The following is a 16,151-nucleotide window of genomic DNA, read 5'->3' on the forward strand; positions in this document are numbered from 1 at the left end:
CGGCGCCGGGGCGCTGGGCCCGTGCGGAGCTCGGACAGGACGTCCGGGTCGATGCGGGTGACTCGGCTGCTTCGTTGGGACGGGATACAAGTCCCTGACACACCCCCCTGTCAATACTTTGTTAAGACATCATTTCCTGAGCAGGTCCGAATGTCAGTACAAAGTCTTGACAGGGGAGGGTCGTGGGTCCTACACCTAAGAGGCACCGGGCGCCCCGTTGCCCGCATCCCACGCATCAGGAGCGTCACGCATGCCTGAGTCCGCTGAATCCTTCGACGCCGAATCCCTCGACGTCATCACCATGGGACGCATCGGCGTCGATCTGTATCCCCTGCAGACGGGTGTGCCGCTCGCGCAGGTCGAGTCCTTCGGGAAGTTCCTCGGCGGCTCGGCGGCCAACGTCGCGGTGGCCGCCGCACGCCTGGGCCGGTCCACCGCGGTGATCACCCGCACCGGACAGGACCCCTTCGGCACCTATCTCCACCAGGCGCTCAAGGAGTTCGGCGTCGACGACCGCTGGGTCACACCCGTCGACGCCTACCCCACGCCGATCACGTTCTGCGAGATCTTCCCGCCGGACGACTTCCCGCTCTACTTCTACCGGCGGCCCAAGGCACCCGACCTGGAGATCCGGACCGACGAGCTCGACTTCTTCGCGATCCGCGCGGCCCACATCTTCTGGATCACCGGCACCGGCCTGAGCGAGGAGCCCAGCCGCTCCGCCACGCTCGCCGCACTGAAGACGCGCGCCAAGTCCGGCACCACCGTCTTCGACCTCGACTGGCGGCCCATGTTCTGGTCCGACCCGGACGAGGCACGCCCGTACTACGCCGAGGCGCTGCGGCACTCCACCGTCGCCGTCGGCAACCTCGACGAGTGCGAGATCGCCACCGGCGTACGCGAACCCCGCGCCTGCGCCGAAGCCCTGCTGACGGCCGGTGTGGAACTCGCCGTCGTCAAACAGGGCCCCAAGGGAGTCCTGGCCGTCCACCGCGACGGCACCGTCGCCGAGGTCCCGCCGGTCCCGGTGGAGGTCGTCAACGGCCTCGGCGCCGGAGACGCGTTCGGCGGCTCGCTCTGCCACGGTCTGCTGGCCGGCTGGGAGCTGGAGAAGACCATCAGGTACGCCAACGCGGCCGGCGCGCTCGTCGCCTCCCGTCTCGCCTGCTCCTCCGCGATGCCCACCGAGTCCGAGGTCGAGGGCCTCCTCGCGCGCGGCTGACCGCCGCCACCCCCTGAACGGAGCCTGTCTTGAGCATCAGCATCCCCGACCTCGCCACGGTGCGCGCCCGGCATCCGGAGGCCATCGCCGAAGCGGCCGCCCGCCGGGTCCGCCGCCCGCTGATCGGCGACAGCGGCCGCCTGATGATCGTGGCCGCGGACCACCCCGCGCGCGGCGCGCTCGGCGTCGGCGAGCACCGCCTGGCCATGGCCAACCGCGCCGACCTCCTCGAACGACTCTGCGTCGCGCTGGCCCGGCCCGGGGTGGACGGAGTGCTCGCCACCGCCGACATCCTGGAGGACCTGCTGCTCCTGGGCGTTCTGGAGAACAAGGTCGTGATGGGCTCCATGAACCGCGGCGGCCTGTCCGGCGCGTCCTTCGAGATGGACGACCGCTTCACCGGCCACCGCGCCGAGGACATCGAGCGGCTCCGCTTCGACGCCGGAAAGCTGCTGGTGCGCATCGACTACGACGACCCGGGCTCCCTGGAGACCCTGCAGACCACCGCGCGCGCCATCGACGACATGGCCGCTCGCCGACTGCCGCTGTTCGTCGAGCCGTTCATATCCCGCCGGGTGGACGGCAAGGTCCGCAACGACCTGAGCGCCGAGGCCGTCACCCGGTCCATCGCCATCGCCTCCGGCCTCGGTGGCACCTCGGCCTACACCTGGCTCAAGCTCCCGGTCACCGACGACCCCGACGACATGGCCGGGGTGCTGGAGGCCTCCACCCTGCCCGCCGTACTGCTCGGCGGCGAGGTCGGCGGCGACCAGGAGGGCGCGTACGAGAGATGGCGCAAGGCCCTGCGGCTGCCCACCGTCCAGGGCATGGTCGTGGGCCGCTCGCTGCTCTACCCCGCCGAGGGCAGCGTGGAGACCGCGGTGGACACCGCGGTCGGCCTGCTCTGACTCCCACCCGCCCGCGCCGACGCGCCGCCTCCCGAAGGCCCGCTCTGATTCCCGTAGAGGAGCCCCTCCCGATGACCACCACGCACCATCTGCCCGCGGGCAAGGCCGCCGCCGACGTCTACGCCGTGGACGTCACTCCCGAGTCGGCCGGCTGGGGCCACTCCAGCCTGCGGGTGCTCGAACTGCCCGCCGGCGGCTGGCACGCCTTCGACACCGGCGACAGCGAGTGGATCGTGCTCCCGCTCTCGGGCGGCTGCACCGTCGCGGTCGGCGGCGACACGTTCCGGCTCGCCGGGCGCGAGAGCGTCTTCAGCGGGGTGAGCGACTTCGCGTACGTGCCCCGCGACGCCCAGGTCTCGATCGCCTCGCGCGAGGGCGGCCGGTTCGCGCTCACCGGCGCCCGCTGCACCCGCCGGCTGCCCGCCCGCTACGGGCCCGCCTCCTCCGTACCCGTCGAACTGCGCGGCACCGGCTCCTGCTCCCGCCAGGTCAACAACTTCGGCGCGGCAGGGGTCTTCGAGTGCGACAAGCTGATCGCCGTCGAGGTGATCACCCCCGGTGGCAACTGGTCCTCCTTCCCGCCGCACAAGCACGACGAGCACCGCCCCGGCGAGGAGTCCGAGCTCGAAGAGGTCTACTACTTCGAGTTCGCCGCCCACGAGGGCACCCCCGGCCTCGGCTACCAGCGGGTCTCGCCCTCGGGCCACGGCGCCAACACCGATGTGCTGGCCGAGGTGCGCGACGGCGACGTCGTCCTCATCCCCGACGGCTGGCACGGGCCGTCCATGGCCGTGCCCGGCCACGACATGTACTACCTCAACGTCATGGCGGGCCCCGGCGACGACCGCGCCTGGCTGATCTGCGACCACCCCGACCACGCCTGGATCCGTGACACCTGGCCGGAGCGGCCGGTCGACCCCCGCCTGCCCCTCTACACCGCCCCCGAGAGGTCCTGATGAGCACCACCACCCGTCGCCTGACGACAGCCCAGGCGCTGGTGCGCTTCCTGTCCGCGCAGTACAGCGAGCGCGACGGCGTACGCCACCGGCTGATCGCCGGCACCTGGGGCATCTTCGGCCACGGCAATGTGGCGGGCATCGGCCAGGCGCTCCTGGAGGCCGGCGAGGACACCATGCCCTTCCACCAGGGCCGCAACGAGCAGTCCATGGTGCACGCGGCGGTCGGCTACGCCCGCCAGCTCAACCGCCTCTCCGCTCAGGCCGTGACCACGTCCATCGGCCCCGGCGCCACCAACCTCGTCACCGGCGCCGCCCTCGCGACGATCAACCGCCTGCCCGTACTGCTGCTGCCCGGCGACTACTTCGCGACGCGCTCCGCCGACCCCCTGCTCCAGCAACTGGAACACCCCGTCGAGGCCGATGTCTCCGTCAACGACACGCTGCGTCCGGTCTCCCGCTACTTCGACCGGATCACCCGCCCGGAGATGCTGATCCCGGCCGCGCTGAACGCGATGCGGGTGCTGGCCGACCCGGCCGACACCGGTGCCGTCACCCTCGCCCTGCCGCAGGACGTGCAGGCGGAGGCGTACGACTGGCCGGAGGAGTTCTTCGCCGAGCGCGTCTGGCACGTACGCCGTCCCGTCGCCGATCCGTACGAACTCGCCGAAGCCGTACGGGCGATCAGCGCCGCCGAGCGCCCCCTGATCGTCGCCGGCGGGGGAGTGCACCACAGCGAGGCCGAGGCAGCGCTCAAGGCCCTGGTCGACGCCACCGGCATCCCGGTCGCCTCCACCCAGGCGGGTAAGGGCTCCCTGCGTCACGACCACCCCGCCGACCTCGGCGGCATCGGCCACACCGGCACCGCGGTCAGCGACGACATCGCCCGCACCGCCGACCTGATCATCGGGGTCGGCACCCGCTACACCGACTTCACCACCGCCTCGAACACGCTGTTCCAGCAGCCGGGCGTGCGGTTCGTCAACCTCAACATCACCGCCTTCGACGCCCACAAGCTCGCCGCCCGGCCGCTGGTCGCGGACGCGCGGACGGGGCTCGAGGCGCTGACGGAGGGGCTGTCCGGCCACCGGGTCGACGCGGCGTACGAGGCCGAGTACCGCGCGGGCAAGGCACGTTGGGAGGAGGTCGTCGAGGCCGCCTACCGGGCGGAGGACTCCGCCGTGCCCACCCAGACGCAGGTCCTCGGCGCCCTGGACGCCGTCGTCGGCGACGACGACGTGGTCATCAACGCGGCCGGCTCGCTCCCCGGTGACCTGCACAAGCTGTGGCGGGCGCGCGGCCCGCGCCAGTACCACCTGGAGTACGGCTACTCCTGCATGGGCTACGAGATCCCGGCCGGCATCGGCGTCCAGCAGGCGGCCCCCGGCACGCCCGTCTGGTCGCTGGTCGGCGACGGCACCTATCTGATGATGCCCACCGAGATCGTCACCGCCGTCCAGGAGGGCCTGCCCGTCAACCTGGTCCTGATCCAGAACCACGGCTACGCCTCCATCGGCGGCCTCTCCGAGGAGGTCGGAGGCGAGCGCTTCGGCACCGCCTACCGCTACCGCGCCGCCGACGGCACGTTCTCCGGAGCCCCGCTCCCGGTGGACCTCGCCGCCAACGCCGCGAGCCTCGGCATGGACGTCATCCGCGCAAAGACCGTACGGGAACTGCGCGACGCCCTGGCCGCGGCACGCGCCTCGGACCGGCCGACCTGCGTGTACGTCGAGACCGACCCGACGCCCACCGCTCCGCCCGCCGAGGCCTGGTGGGACGTACCCGTCGCAGAAGTCGCCTCCCGCGACGCCGCGTCGACCGCCCGTGAACGGTACGACGGCCACGTCGCCGACCGCCGCCGCCACCTCTGATCCCGACCTCTTCGCCTGCCCCGCCACCGAAAGGCCCCCGCACCATGAAGACCATCACCCACTGGATCGGCGGCAAGCCCGTCGAGTCCGCCTCCGGACGCTTCGGCCCCGTCTACAACCCGGCCACCGGCGCCCAGGAGAAGCAGGTCGGCTTCGCCTCGGTCGACGAGGTGGACGCCGCCGTCGCCAACGCCAAGTCGGCGTACGAGAGCTGGGGCAGCGCCTCGCTCGCCAAGCGCACGGCGATCCTCTTCAAGTACCGCGAACTGCTCGACGCGCACCGCGACGAGATCGCCGAGCTGATCACCGCCGAGCACGGCAAGGTGCACTCGGACGCGCTCGGCGAGGTCGCCCGCGGCATGGAGATCGTCGAGCTGGCCTGCGGTATCGCCGAGAAGCTCAAGGGCGAGCTGTCCACACAGGTCTCGACCCGGGTCGACGTCGCCTCGATCCGTCAGCCGCTGGGTGTCGTCGCCGGCATCACGCCGTTCAACTTCCCGGCCATGGTGCCGATGTGGATGTTCCCGCTCGCCATCGCCTGCGGCAACGCCTTTGTGCTCAAGCCGAGCGAGAAGGACCCGTCGGCCTCCTTCCGGCTCGCCGAGCTGGCCTCCGAGGCCGGGCTGCCGGACGGTGTGCTGAACATCGTGCAGGGCGACAAGGTCGCGGTGGACCGTCTCCTGGAGCACCCGGACGTCGTCGCGGTCTCCTTCGTCGGCTCCACGCCCATCGCCAAGTACATCCAGCTCAAGGGCGTCGAGCACGACAAGCGCGTACAGGCGTTGGGCGGTGCCAAGAACCACATGCTCGTCCTGCCCGACGCCGACCTGGACTTCGCCGCCGACCAGGCGATCAACGCCGCCTACGGCTCGGCCGGCGAGCGCTGCATGGCGGTCTCGGTCGTGGTCGCGGTCGGCGACACCGGCGACGAGCTGGTCGGCAAGATCGCCGAGCGGGCGAAGAACCTGCGCATCGGCCCCGGCGACGACCCCGCCTCCGAGATGGGCCCGCTGATCACGCGCGAGCACCGCGACAAGGTGGCGTCGTACGTCGCCGGCGCGGCGGCCCAGGGCGCCGAGGTCGTCGTCGACGGCACCGGTTACTCCGTCGACGGCCACGAGGACGGCTTCTTCCTCGGTGTCTCGCTGCTCGACAAGGTCCCGGTGACGGCGGACGCGTACAAGGACGAGATCTTCGGCCCGGTGCTGTGCGTGGTGCGCGCCGACACCTACGACGACGCCATCAAGCTCATCAACGCCTCCCGCTGGGGCAACGGCACCGCGATCTTCACCCGGGACGGTGGCGCCGCCCGCCGCTTCCAGCTGGAGGTCCAGGCGGGCATGGTCGGCATCAACGTGCCGATCCCGGTGCCGGTCGGCTACCACTCCTTCGGTGGCTGGAAGGATTCCCTCTTCGGCGACCTGCACATCTACGGCAACGACGGCATCGCGTTCTACACCCAGGGCAAGGTGATCACCACGCGGTGGCCCGACCCGGCCGACGCGGGCATCAACCTCGGCTTCCCCAGCCACTCCTGACTCGCAGTGGCGGCCGGTGCGGGGACAGATCTCCTCGGTTCCCGCACCGGCCGTCCTCAGGACCGACCGTCAGGACGATGCGATGGCAAGGGTTCCCGTCCGCCGGACCGCCCGATCCCCACGAGCAGCGGCCGCGATGCCCGTGGGCCTGGACTTCGCGCTGGACCGCAACAGCCCCGTACCGCTCTACTACCAGCTCGCGCAACAGCTGGAGGCCGCGATCGAGCGCGGTGTGCTGAGCCCGGGCAGCCTGCTGGGCAACGAGGTCGAGCTCGCGGGCCGCCTCGGCCTGTCCCGCCCCACCGTCCGTCAGGGCATCCAGAGCCTGGTCGACAAGGGGTTCCTGGTCCGCCGCCGGGGCGTGGGCACCCAGGTGGTGCACAGTCAGGTCAAACGCCCGCTGGAGCTCAGCAGCCTCTACGACGACCTGGAGAACGCCGGACAGCGTCCCACGACCCAGGTGCTGCACAACGCGGTCGAGCCCGCGTCCGCCGAGGTCGCGGCGGCCCTGGGCATCGCGGAGGGCGGCGCGGTGCATCGTGTGGAGCGGCTGCGCCTCACCCACGACCGGCCCGTGGCGGCCCTGTGCAACTACATCCCGGAAGGGCTGCTGGACGTCGACACCGCCCGGCTGGAGTCGACCGGCCTGTACCGCATGATGCGTGCCGTCGGCATCACCCTCCACAGCGCCCGCCAGTCCGTGGGCGCCCGCTCCGCCTCGCCGGAGGAGGCCGAGCGGCTGGACGAACCGGCGGGCGCCGCCCTGCTCACCATGCAGCGCACGGCCTACGACGACACCGGCCGCGCGGTCGAGTACGGCACCCACATCTACCGCTCCTCGCGGTACGCCTTCGAGTTCCAGCTGCTGCTCCGTACCTGAGCGCGCCGCGACCGACGAGCGCCCGCCCGCCCGTCACTCGCCCGCCCGTCACTCCCCGGTGTCGCGGCGGGCCCGGTCGCGGCGGCGCAGCAGGAGGAAGCCGCCCGCGAGGGCGGCGACTCCGGTGGCGGCGGTCCAGGCCGGCAGGTCGGAGGAACCGGTGGCGGCCAGGTCGCCGCCCTTCCCGCCGAGGGGGCTCGCGGAGGAGGAGGGCGTGGCGGACGCGCCGCCGGAGGTACCGGACCCACCGGCGGTGGGCGTCGGCGACGCCGTCGCCTCGGCGGCGGTGGCCCGGGGCCGGGTGAACGCCAGCGTGCCGAAGCCGAGTTGGTCGTAGCCGCCGCTGTTGGGGCCGTAGTCCCCACCGCCGCCCTCGGGCGCGAACCGGGCCGCGATCTTCGTGAGGTGCGGCGCGTCCAGCCCCCGGCGCTTGGTGTAGTGGTTGGCGATCATGGCCCAGATCGGCCGGGCCATGGCCGGGTCGACGGCAGCCGCCGCGGACGCGGTCTCCGAACCCGACCAGATGCCGGGCGCGCCCTTCTTCCGGGTGTACGAGGTGTAGGGCACGTCTCCGCCCAGGCTCCACTTGGCGACGTACTGGGCGCCCTTGAGGAAGCGGCTGTCGTCGTAGCCGTACAGGTCGACGCCCTGGTTCCAGGCCATCTCGCAGATGGTGCCCATCAGGCCGACGCCCAGCAGGGCATGACCCTGGTCGCGGCCGGCCTCTGCCCATTCGGCGAGGCCGTCGGCGTACACGACCGGGATGGCGTTCTTGACGGAGCCCATCCCCGCGCCGTGCTTGAAATACTCGACGGCGCGGTCGACCTTCGCGCGGTCGTCGCACAGGATGCCGATGGCGAGGACGGAGGCGATGTTCGTCAGGTCCCAGTTGGCCCAGTAGTTGGTGATGTAGGAGCCGTTGTGGTGCGCGAGGAAGTCCTCGCTCAGCGGGTGGAAGACGTCGAGCATCATCTTCTGGAACCGGGCCAGTTCGAAACCGTCGTGACCGCGGACGAGCTCGGCGGCGTTGGCGAACTGGTAGCCGTAGAGACCCGAGGCGAGGAACCGGTCGGCGCTGCCGTCGAGCCTCGTCAGCCTGGCCGACCAGGCGTTGAGGATGTCGCGGGCGGTGTCGGCGTGCGCGGTGTCTCCGGTGACGTGCCAGCGCAGGGCGTTCTGGTAGGCGGCGTGGATGTCGTTGTAGAGCGTGACGTAGTTCTCGGGCGTGCCCGAGCCGCGGTAGACGGTCGCCTGGGGGTTGGCCGTCCAGGTGCTCTGGGCGTGCCGGTTGGCCGTCAGCCTGGCGAAGCCGGCCGTGTAGGGCTCCGCGCCGGCCTTCACCTGGGTCGCCATGCGGTGCAGATCGGCCCGGGTGTGCAGCATCCCGGGGTGCGCGAAGGCACCTTCCGCCGCCGTTGCCGGGGCAGCCGCGAGGGCGGTGCCGGCCACGGTGGCGCCCGCGGCGGCACCGGCGATCTTCAGCATGTTCCGGCGACTGATCTGTGCTGTCACTGACGTGGTTCCTTAGCGCTCGGTGCCCGGGGATGCCTACGCACAGGAGACGCCGTGGAACGCGGCCGATAACAGAAAGTCGCCCAGAGACCTTCCTTCATGGACGCGATGACCGATCCGGCCATCGCGACCGCCCCGTCATGCCAGAGGCACCCACGTGCCCCGCTCGGCGGAGCGGGACATCGCGTCCAGCGCGGCCGCGCTGTGCACCGCGTCGGCCAGCGTCGCGCCGTACGGGGTGTTCTCGGCGATCGACCGCAGGAAGTGGTGGGCCTCGATGACCTTGAGATCGTCGTAGCCCATGCTGTTCGCGGAACCCGGCTGGAAGGCCGCGTACTCGCCGTCCCCGGGGCCGACGTACACCGTGCTGACGGGCTGGTCCTGGTACGACGTGCCCCTGCTGACGCCCAGTTCGCCCATGCGCCGGAAGTCCCAGAAGACCGCGCCCTTGGTGCCGTGCACCTCGAAGCCGTAGTTGTTCTGCTCGCCGACCGAGACCCGGCAGGCCTCCAGCACGCCCCGCGCACCGGAGGCGAAGCGCAGCAGACAGTTGACGTAGTCCTCGTTCTCCACCGGGCCGAGTTCGCCGCCCGTCGCGCGGGTGTGACCGGCGGTGGCGCCGGTCGGGCGGGCCCGGCGAGGCAGGAAGATCGCGGTGTCGGCGGTCAGTGCCTCGATCTCGCCGAGCAGGAAGCGTGCCAGGTCGACGCCGTGCGAGGCCAGGTCGCCGAGGACGCCGCTGCCGCCGCGCTCCCGCTCGTAGCGCCAGGTCAGAGCGCCCTCGGGATGGGCCGCGTAGTCGCTGAACAGCCGGATGCGGACATGGGTGACGGTGCCGATCTCGCCGGAGGCGATCAGTTCGCGGGCGGCGGCGACGGCGGGGGCATTGCGGTAGTTGAAGCCGACCGTGCCCTGGACCCCGGCCTTGGTGACCGCGTCCGACACGGCTCGGGCGTCCCCGGCGGTCAGTCCCACCGGCTTCTCGATCCAGATGTGCTTGCCCGCCTCGGCCATGGCGAGGCCGATCTCGCGGTGCAGGAAGTTCGGCGCGGCGATGCTCACCGCCTGGACCCGGGAATCGGCGGCCACCTCGCGCCAGTCGCGGTGGGCGGCGGCGAAGCCGTACTGGGCCGCGGCCTCCTCCGCCCGGCCCGGCACCTCGTCGGCGACGGCGACCAGTTCGGGCCGCAGGGACAGCCCGGGGAAGTGGTGGGGCACGCGGGCGTACGCCTGGGTGTGCACCCGTCCCATCCAGCCGAACCCCACGACGGCAACGCCGAGCGTACGCACCATGACTGCCCCTCTTTGGACCGGTCCAACGATTTCCCGGCTCACACTGAAGGCCGCTGCAGTGCGTGTCAAGCCCTTTGACAAGCTCGCCCGCCGTATGGAACGGTCCAGGAATGGAGCCACGCAGACCATGAGAGCACCGACGATTCGCGATGTCGCCGAGCGGGCCGGAGTGTCGAAGTCGCTGGTCTCCCTCGTGCTGCGCGGCTCGGACCAGGTTCGTGACGAGAAGCGGCAGGCCGTGCTGGCCGCCGTCGAGGAACTCGGCTACCGGCCCAACGCCGCTGCGCGCAGCCTAAGCGAGCGGCGCACCCGTACGGTCGGGGTGCTCCTCAACGACATGCGCAACCCCTGGTTCGTGGAGCTGCTGGACGGTCTGAACTCCCGGCTGCACGACTCGGGCCTGCACATGCTGCTCGCCGACGGCCATCTCAACCGGCGTCTGGGCGAGGACCTCACCCGTACCTTCGTGGACCTGCGTGTCGACGGTCTGATCGCCGTCGGCACCCTGCCGGCCGCCGAGGCGCTGCGGACGGCGGCCGGGCAGATTCCCACCGTGGTCGCGGGCGCCCGGGAGCCCGAGCTGCCCGGTGTCGACGTCGTCGCCAACGACGACGAGCGCGGCGCCCGCCTGGCCACCGAGCATCTCATCGGCCTCGGTCACCGCCGGATCGCGCACATCGCGGGGCGGGGGGTGGTCGGTGAGCTGCGCCGCCGCAGCTTCGAGGCGGTCATGCGCGAACACGGACTGGCCGCGGAGGCGGTCGTGGAGCAGGGCGACCTGACCGAGGAGGGCGGCTACCGTGCCACGGTCCGGCTGCTCAGCGCCCGCGAACGGCCCACCGCCGTCTTCGCGTTCAACGACATCGCCTGCGTCGGCGCCCTCTCGGCCGCCGAGGAACTCGGCCTCCAGGTTCCGCGCGACCTCTCCCTCGTCGGCTACGACAACACCTACCTCTCCCGGCTGCGGCACGTGTGGCTCACCACCGTGGACAGCGCCGGCCATGACGTCGGCCGCCGTGCCGCGCAGTGTCTGCTCGACCGGATCGCCGACCCCGCCCGCCCGGGCGAGGTCGTCCTCACCGCCCCGGCCCTCGAGGTCCGCGGCACGACAGCGCCTGTGCGGGGTTAGGGTCTTACGCACCCCACCCCGCTCACCCGAACCGACGAGTTTGCGGCGTTGTCGTCGGTCGGGGCCATGGCACGCCGTCGCACCCGTACGCACCATCGGCGCATCCACCTCGTCCCGCGGGACCCGCTGGGTACGCTCAACGCCTCCCGGACCGTCGGCGCCGCGCCGGGCCGCCCGCGTCGACGGCCGGGGCCGGCAGGCGTCCTCCGTCGGGGGGCGCCGAACGCGTGGCAGAGGTCCCCGGACAACCGGGGCTTCTCGTCGAGGAGTTCGGCCGTCGCCTCCCGAGCCCCATGAAGGTCAGGGCAGCTGCTTCAGCAGTTCGGCGGCGAGGGGGGCGGAGGACGCCGGGTTCTGGCCGGTGACCAGGTTGCGGTCGACGACCACCTTGGGGGCCCACGGCTCGCCCTCCTGGAAGTCTACGCCCGCCTCGACGAGCCGGTCCTGAAGCAGCCACTTCGCCTTGTCGGCGAGACCGGCCTGCGTCTCCTCGGCGTTGGTGAACCCGGAGACCCGGTAGCCCGCGAAGGCGTTGGTGCCGTCCTCCTGCGTCGCGGCGAGCAACGCGGCCGGACCGTGGCACACCACACCGAGCGGCTTGCCCGACTCCAGCGCGAGGGTGAGCAGTCGGCCGGAGACCGCGTCGACCGCCAGGTCCTCCATCGGTCCGTGGCCGCCGGGGTAGAAGACGGCCGCGTAGTCGGCGAGGTCGACCTCCGCCAGCTTGATCGGCCGCTGGAGCGGGGTCATCGACGCGAGGGCGTGCGCGATGCGGTCGGCGGCCTCCTGGCCACCGTTGACCTCGGGAGCCAGGCTCCCCTTGTCCACGGTCGGCACGACGCCGCCCGGCGTGGCGACGACGACCTCGTGGCCCGCGGCCTCGAACGCCTCGTACGGGGCGACGGCCTCCTCGGCCCAGAAGCCGCTGGGGTGGCGGGTGCCGTCGGCGAGCGTCCAGTGGTCGACGCCGGTGATCACGAAGAGAATCTTCGACATGGTGCGTTTCTCCGAGGGTGCGGGGGCGTTGCCGGTCGTTCCTGTCGTACGCCCCGACGCTCTGGACCCAGTTCGCCGGGGCGGCGATGTCCTCGACCGTATGCGGCTCTGGCATAGGTGACCAATAGGGAGGGTGGTCAGAGCCATAGGAAAGCCAATGCCTGGACGCCGGACGCCACCCCTACTACTCTGCTCGTAACCTAATCAATTAGTTGAGTGTGAGAGGCGGGGCTCGGATGCACCCCTTCCGGAAGGCCGTAGAGGCGGGCGACCTCACCGCGATCGAGGAGATGCTGGCCGACGACGTGGTGTTCACCAGCCCCGTCGCCTTCAAGCCGTACCCGGGGAAGGCCATCACCGCGGCCATCCTGCGCGGCGTCTCCCGTGTCTTCACCGACTTCCGCTACGTCCGCGAGATCGCCGGTGCCGACGGTCGCGACCACGCGCTCGTCTTCACCGCGAAGGTGGGCGACAAGGAGCTCAACGGCTGCGACTTCCTGCACTTCGACGAGGACGGCAGGATCGACGACCTGATGGTGATGGTCCGCCCGCTCTCGGCGGCCCATGCGCTCTCCGAGGCGATGGGTGCCCAGTTCGAGCGGATCTCACGCGAGGCGGCGGAGGCGATGGGCGGCTAGGTCCTGTCCGGCGGATCAGGTCGGAGGGAAGTAACGGCGCCTCATCAGCGCAGGTGAGCGGGGTCTGGTGCGTGCAGCTGCAAGGCGGAGGAGGGAGTCGACGCGGAGCGTCGGGCGACCGACGACAACGCCGCAGATGGGCGTGCCAGACCCCGCGTCTGCGGCATGATCCGCCGGACAGGCCCTAGGAACCGTTCGTTCGTTTCAGCTCGTGGGGGGTCAGTCGGTGCTCGCTCGGGGGCAGTTCGTTGGGCTCGCGGTGCTCCCTGACCTCGTGGACCGGGCCACTGTCGGGCAGGCGAGGCTGTTCCTCCGGGCGGGGCGGGGGCGGTTGCTGTCGCCGCTTGCGGCGGCCCCACCCCACGACACCGACCAGCACCGCCACCAGCACGACGCCCACGGCGAGCGGCCCGATGATCAGCAGGCCCTGGGCCGCGGCGAGCACTGTCCCTTCCGTATCCATGGCACTCATGCGACCCCAGTACCCGGAGTTGTGCGCATGAACCGGGTGGCGTTGGTCCGCAGGGCAGCCGCCGGGCCCTGATGTGCGGGGTTTGGCGGGCGTTCCCGCGGCTACCCGCTCGCGGTGACGACAATGACATCCCAGCAAGAACTCATCCGATTCCTGGAGGACCGCTTCGAGTGTGCGCAGGCCTGCGCCGAGGCCGCCCGTGCCTGTGCGCTGCGGGCGAGCACGGTGGATCCGGACGGGCCGAGGGAGCAGGAACTCGTACGGCGCAAAGGCATTCTGTGTGTGGAGGTGTGCGACGCGACCTGCCGTGTGCTGGCGGAGGAGGCCCGTCGGGACACGGCCGGCATCCGCGTCCAGGTCGAGTGGTGCCGTACCGTCTGCCGCGAGTGCGCGGACGTCTTCGACGAGCACCCGGGCGGGCAGGACAGCGCCAAGTCCTGCCGGGAGTGCGCCCAGGCCTGCACGGACTTCCTCGCCACACTGAGCCGCGGCTGAAACACCGCCCCGGAGTTCGAGTACGGCCCCATTGAGCGGTGGCGCCGGTGTCTTCGGCATTCACAATTTCTGAAACACGTTCTACGGTGTGCGCCGTCAGGTCCGGCCTTGGGGAGCCAGGAGGCGCCGTGCATCTCGAATACACGCCAGAACAGCAGCGGCTGCGGACCGAACTGCGCGGCTACTTCGCCGAGTTGGTGCCCGACCACACCTACGCCCGATACGACGACCCGGCCGCCCAGAAACGGTTCTACCGCGAGACGATCCGGCGGCTCGGCAGGGACGGCTGGCTCGGGGTGGGCTGGCCCACGGAGTACGGCGGGCGCGGGCTGACCTCGATGGAGCAGTTCATCTTCTTCGACGAGGCCGCCCAGGCCGGCGTACCGCTGCCCCTGATGGCGCTGAACACCGTCGGCCCGACGATCATGCGGTTCGGCACCGCGGAGCAGAAGCAGTACTTCCTGCCCAGGATCCTCTCCGGCGAGATCGACTTCGCGATCGGCTACAGCGAGCCCGACGCGGGGACGGACCTGGCGGCGCTCAAGACCAGGGCCGTAAGGGACGGCGACGAGACCACCGGTCACTACACCGTCAACGGGCAGAAGATCTGGACGACCAACGGCGACACCGCCGACTGGGTCTGGCTCGCCGTGCGCACCGACCCGGACGCCCCACCCCACAAGGGCATCACCATGCTCCTCGTGCCGACCTCCGACCCCGGCTACTCCTGCACCCTCATCAACACCCTCGCCTCGCACGACACCACCGCCAGCTACTACGAGAACATCCGCGTCCCCGTCTCGCGCCGGGTCGGCGAGGAGAACAAGGGCTGGCGGCTGATCACCAACCAGCTCAACCACGAACGCGTCACCCTCGCCGCACACGGCACCATGGCGATCCGCGCCCTGCACGACGTCCAGCGCTGGGCCATGGACACCAAGCTCGCCGACGGCCGCCGCGTCGCCGACCTCCCCTGGGTGCGCCGCCGCCTCGCCCAGACCCACACCAGACTCGACGCGATGAAGCTCCTCAACTGGCAGATGGTGAACGCCGTCCAGGAGGGCACCCTCACCCCGCAGGACGCCTCCGCGGTCAAGGTGTACGGCTCCGAGGCCCGCCGGGACGCGTACGCCTGGCTCATGGAGATCGTCGCGGCACCCGGTGCTCTCAAGGAGGGCTCCACGGGCGCCGTCCTGCACGGCGAGCTGGAACGCGGCTACCGCTCGGCGGTGATCTTCACCTTCGGCGGCGGGAACAACGAGATCCAGCGCGAAATCATCTCGTGGATCGGACTGGGGATGCCGCGGGTCCGGCGTTAGCCTGACGGGGTGGACGCGCTTCGCACGGGTGACCAGGGGTTGTTCGGTCCCTCCTCGGTGACCTGGCAGATGCACGGTGATCCCATGATGTGGGTCGCCGGCATCCGCGCGCTCTACCTCCAGGCCCTGCACCCCCGCGCGGTCCGGGGCGTCCTGCAGAATTCCGACTTCCGGCGCGACGCCTGGGGCCGCCTGATGCGCACCGCGAACTTCGTCGGCACGGCGACGTACGGCACCACCGAGGCCGCCGAGCAGGCCGGCGCCCGGGTCCGGAAGATCCACACCCTGCTCAAGGCCACCGACCCGGACACGGGGGAGCGGTACCGGATCGACGAGCCGGAACTGCTGCTGTGGGTGCACTGCGCCGAGATCGACTCCTATCTGCACGTCCTGCGCCGCTCGGGGTTCCCGATGACGGACGCGCACGCCGACCGGTACATCGACGAACACCGGGTCAGCGCACGCCTGGTGGGCCTCGACCCCACCGACGTACCGGCGAATCGGGCGGAGCTGGCCGCCTACTTCGAGAAGGTGCTGCCGGAGCTCGCCGCCGGGCCCGAGGCACGGGACGTGGACGACTTCCTGTCGCGCCCGCCGACCCACCCGCTGCTCGTCCCGGCGCGCGCCCTGCTGTGGCGGCGCGTGGCGCAGCTGGCGTACGCCGCTCTGCCGCCGTACGCCCACGAGCTGTACGGCAGACCCGCGCCGGCCCCCTCGACGGTGACCCGGCGCCTGCGTGTCACGGGCACCGTGCTGCGCTGCGTTCCCGCACGTCTTCGCTGGCAACTCCCGCCCAAACACATTCTGCGGGCCATGGCGCGGCTCGGCCCCGGCTCCCGACCGGCGCCGTACAAAGTCGGCAGATAACTCGCCATACTGGACGGGCCAGGGGAGGGCGCGGCGAGCAGCGACGGGGGCGATC

15 protein-coding genes are annotated in these 16,151 nt (G+C 71.3%); 11 read left to right on the plus strand and 4 right to left on the minus strand.

The window, feature by feature from the left end; translation table 11 throughout:
• Nucleotides 1-250: 250 nt before the first annotated feature.
• From iolC to KVT44_RS10875, 6 genes are all read left to right on the plus strand, one after another.
• Complete coding sequence (gene iolC, locus KVT44_RS10850) at nt 251-1,222, plus strand: 5-dehydro-2-deoxygluconokinase (RefSeq protein ID WP_217566862.1); 972 nt, start codon at nt 251-253, stop codon at nt 1,220-1,222.
• A gap of 29 nt (nt 1,223-1,251) precedes the next feature.
• Nucleotides 1,252-2,130: a deoxyribose-phosphate aldolase gene (locus tag KVT44_RS10855; protein WP_181648149.1), complete on the plus strand. Its 879-nt coding sequence runs from the start codon at nt 1,252-1,254 to the stop codon at nt 2,128-2,130.
• 71 nt (nt 2,131-2,201) lie between these two features.
• Nucleotides 2,202-3,086 (plus strand): 5-deoxy-glucuronate isomerase, encoded by an 885-nt coding sequence (iolB, locus tag KVT44_RS10860; RefSeq protein WP_217566863.1) that lies wholly within the window; start codon nt 2,202-2,204, stop codon nt 3,084-3,086.
• Nucleotides 3,086-4,957: a 3D-(3,5/4)-trihydroxycyclohexane-1,2-dione acylhydrolase (decyclizing) gene (iolD, locus tag KVT44_RS10865; protein ID WP_190173348.1), complete on the plus strand. Its 1,872-nt coding sequence runs from the start codon at nt 3,086-3,088 to the stop codon at nt 4,955-4,957. Before iolB ends, iolD begins: the two co-directional genes overlap by 1 nt.
• Before the next feature lie 44 nt (nt 4,958-5,001).
• On the plus strand, nt 5,002-6,495 hold the full coding sequence (locus tag KVT44_RS10870; protein ID WP_099924461.1) for a CoA-acylating methylmalonate-semialdehyde dehydrogenase: 1,494 nt from the start codon (nt 5,002-5,004) through the stop codon (nt 6,493-6,495).
• A 136-nt stretch (nt 6,496-6,631) separates the two neighbouring features.
• Nucleotides 6,632-7,375, plus strand: coding sequence for a GntR family transcriptional regulator (locus KVT44_RS10875; RefSeq protein WP_254649226.1), 744 nt, complete (start codon nt 6,632-6,634; stop codon nt 7,373-7,375).
• Between the two features lie 48 nt (nt 7,376-7,423).
• On the opposite strand, the gene KVT44_RS10880 is transcribed toward KVT44_RS10875, so the two are convergent.
• Entirely contained in the window at nt 7,424-8,860 is a 1,437-nt protein-coding gene (locus KVT44_RS10880; protein WP_217567015.1) for an alginate lyase family protein, read from the minus strand.
• A 165-nt stretch (nt 8,861-9,025) separates the two neighbouring features.
• The gene (locus KVT44_RS10885; protein WP_217566864.1) at nt 9,026-10,180 is read right to left on the minus strand and encodes a Gfo/Idh/MocA family protein; all 1,155 of its coding nucleotides are present in this window, start codon (nt 10,178-10,180) and stop codon (nt 9,026-9,028) included.
• 127 nt (nt 10,181-10,307) lie between these two features.
• On the opposite strand from KVT44_RS10885, the gene KVT44_RS10890 reads away from it, so the two are divergent.
• On the plus strand, nt 10,308-11,309 hold the full coding sequence (locus KVT44_RS10890; protein WP_217566865.1) for a LacI family DNA-binding transcriptional regulator: 1,002 nt from the start codon (nt 10,308-10,310) through the stop codon (nt 11,307-11,309).
• Between the two features lie 300 nt (nt 11,310-11,609).
• Here the strand turns inward: KVT44_RS10890 and KVT44_RS10895 are convergent, their stop codons facing one another.
• Nucleotides 11,610-12,305: a type 1 glutamine amidotransferase domain-containing protein gene (locus KVT44_RS10895; RefSeq protein WP_217566866.1), complete on the minus strand. Its 696-nt coding sequence runs from the start codon at nt 12,303-12,305 to the stop codon at nt 11,610-11,612.
• Nucleotides 12,306-12,541: 236 nt separating this feature from the next.
• On the opposite strand from KVT44_RS10895, the gene KVT44_RS10900 reads away from it, so the two are divergent.
• The gene (locus KVT44_RS10900; RefSeq protein WP_054232947.1) at nt 12,542-12,943 is read left to right on the plus strand and encodes a nuclear transport factor 2 family protein; all 402 of its coding nucleotides are present in this window, start codon (nt 12,542-12,544) and stop codon (nt 12,941-12,943) included.
• A 184-nt stretch (nt 12,944-13,127) separates the two neighbouring features.
• Here the strand turns inward: KVT44_RS10900 and KVT44_RS10905 are convergent, their stop codons facing one another.
• Nucleotides 13,128-13,406 (minus strand): DUF6479 family protein, encoded by a 279-nt coding sequence (locus KVT44_RS10905; RefSeq protein WP_217566867.1) that lies wholly within the window; start codon nt 13,404-13,406, stop codon nt 13,128-13,130.
• A 123-nt stretch (nt 13,407-13,529) separates the two neighbouring features.
• Here KVT44_RS10905 and KVT44_RS10910 point away from each other — a divergent pair, with 123 nt between their 5' ends.
• The 3 genes from KVT44_RS10910 to KVT44_RS10920 all read left to right on the plus strand — a co-directional run bounded on the left by KVT44_RS10910 (nt 13,530) and on the right by KVT44_RS10920 (nt 16,096).
• The gene (locus tag KVT44_RS10910; RefSeq protein WP_217566868.1) at nt 13,530-13,910 is read left to right on the plus strand and encodes a four-helix bundle copper-binding protein; all 381 of its coding nucleotides are present in this window, start codon (nt 13,530-13,532) and stop codon (nt 13,908-13,910) included.
• 128 nt (nt 13,911-14,038) lie between these two features.
• On the plus strand, nt 14,039-15,229 hold the full coding sequence (locus KVT44_RS10915) for an acyl-CoA dehydrogenase family protein (protein ID WP_217566869.1): 1,191 nt from the start codon (nt 14,039-14,041) through the stop codon (nt 15,227-15,229).
• 9 nt (nt 15,230-15,238) lie between these two features.
• Nucleotides 15,239-16,096 carry an oxygenase MpaB family protein gene (locus KVT44_RS10920; protein ID WP_308313955.1) on the plus strand — a complete coding sequence of 286 codons (858 nt, stop codon included), beginning with the start codon at nt 15,239-15,241 and terminating at the stop codon, nt 16,094-16,096.
• Nucleotides 16,097-16,151 lie beyond the last annotated feature (55 nt).

Source organism: Streptomyces sp. GbtcB7 (assembly GCF_019091445.1).
In the GTDB taxonomy this organism is placed as follows: domain Bacteria; phylum Actinomycetota; class Actinomycetes; order Streptomycetales; family Streptomycetaceae; genus Streptomyces; species Streptomyces mirabilis.

Bases quoted from the DNA above. Each gene is read 5' to 3' on its own strand.
- KVT44_RS10895 (WP_217566866.1), bottom strand. From the start codon at position 12,305: ATGTCGAAGATTCTCTTCGTGATCACCGGCGTCGACCACTGGACGCTC.
- KVT44_RS10875 (WP_254649226.1), top strand. From the start codon at position 6,632: ATGCCCGTGGGCCTGGACTTCGCGCTGGACCGCAACAGCCCCGTACCG.
- iolB (WP_217566863.1), top strand. From the start codon at position 2,202: ATGACCACCACGCACCATCTGCCCGCGGGCAAGGCCGCCGCCGACGTC.
- KVT44_RS10905 (WP_217566867.1), bottom strand. From the start codon at position 13,406: ATGGATACGGAAGGGACAGTGCTCGCCGCGGCCCAGGGCCTGCTGATC.
- KVT44_RS10890 (WP_217566865.1), top strand. From the start codon at position 10,308: ATGAGAGCACCGACGATTCGCGATGTCGCCGAGCGGGCCGGAGTGTCG.
- KVT44_RS10900 (WP_054232947.1), top strand. From the start codon at position 12,542: ATGCACCCCTTCCGGAAGGCCGTAGAGGCGGGCGACCTCACCGCGATC.
- KVT44_RS10885 (WP_217566864.1), bottom strand. From the start codon at position 10,180: ATGGTGCGTACGCTCGGCGTTGCCGTCGTGGGGTTCGGCTGGATGGGA.
- KVT44_RS10880 (WP_217567015.1), bottom strand. From the start codon at position 8,860: ATGCTGAAGATCGCCGGTGCCGCCGCGGGCGCCACCGTGGCCGGCACC.
- KVT44_RS10870 (WP_099924461.1), top strand. From the start codon at position 5,002: ATGAAGACCATCACCCACTGGATCGGCGGCAAGCCCGTCGAGTCCGCC.
- iolD (WP_190173348.1), top strand. From the start codon at position 3,086: ATGAGCACCACCACCCGTCGCCTGACGACAGCCCAGGCGCTGGTGCGC.
- iolC (WP_217566862.1), top strand. From the start codon at position 251: ATGCCTGAGTCCGCTGAATCCTTCGACGCCGAATCCCTCGACGTCATC.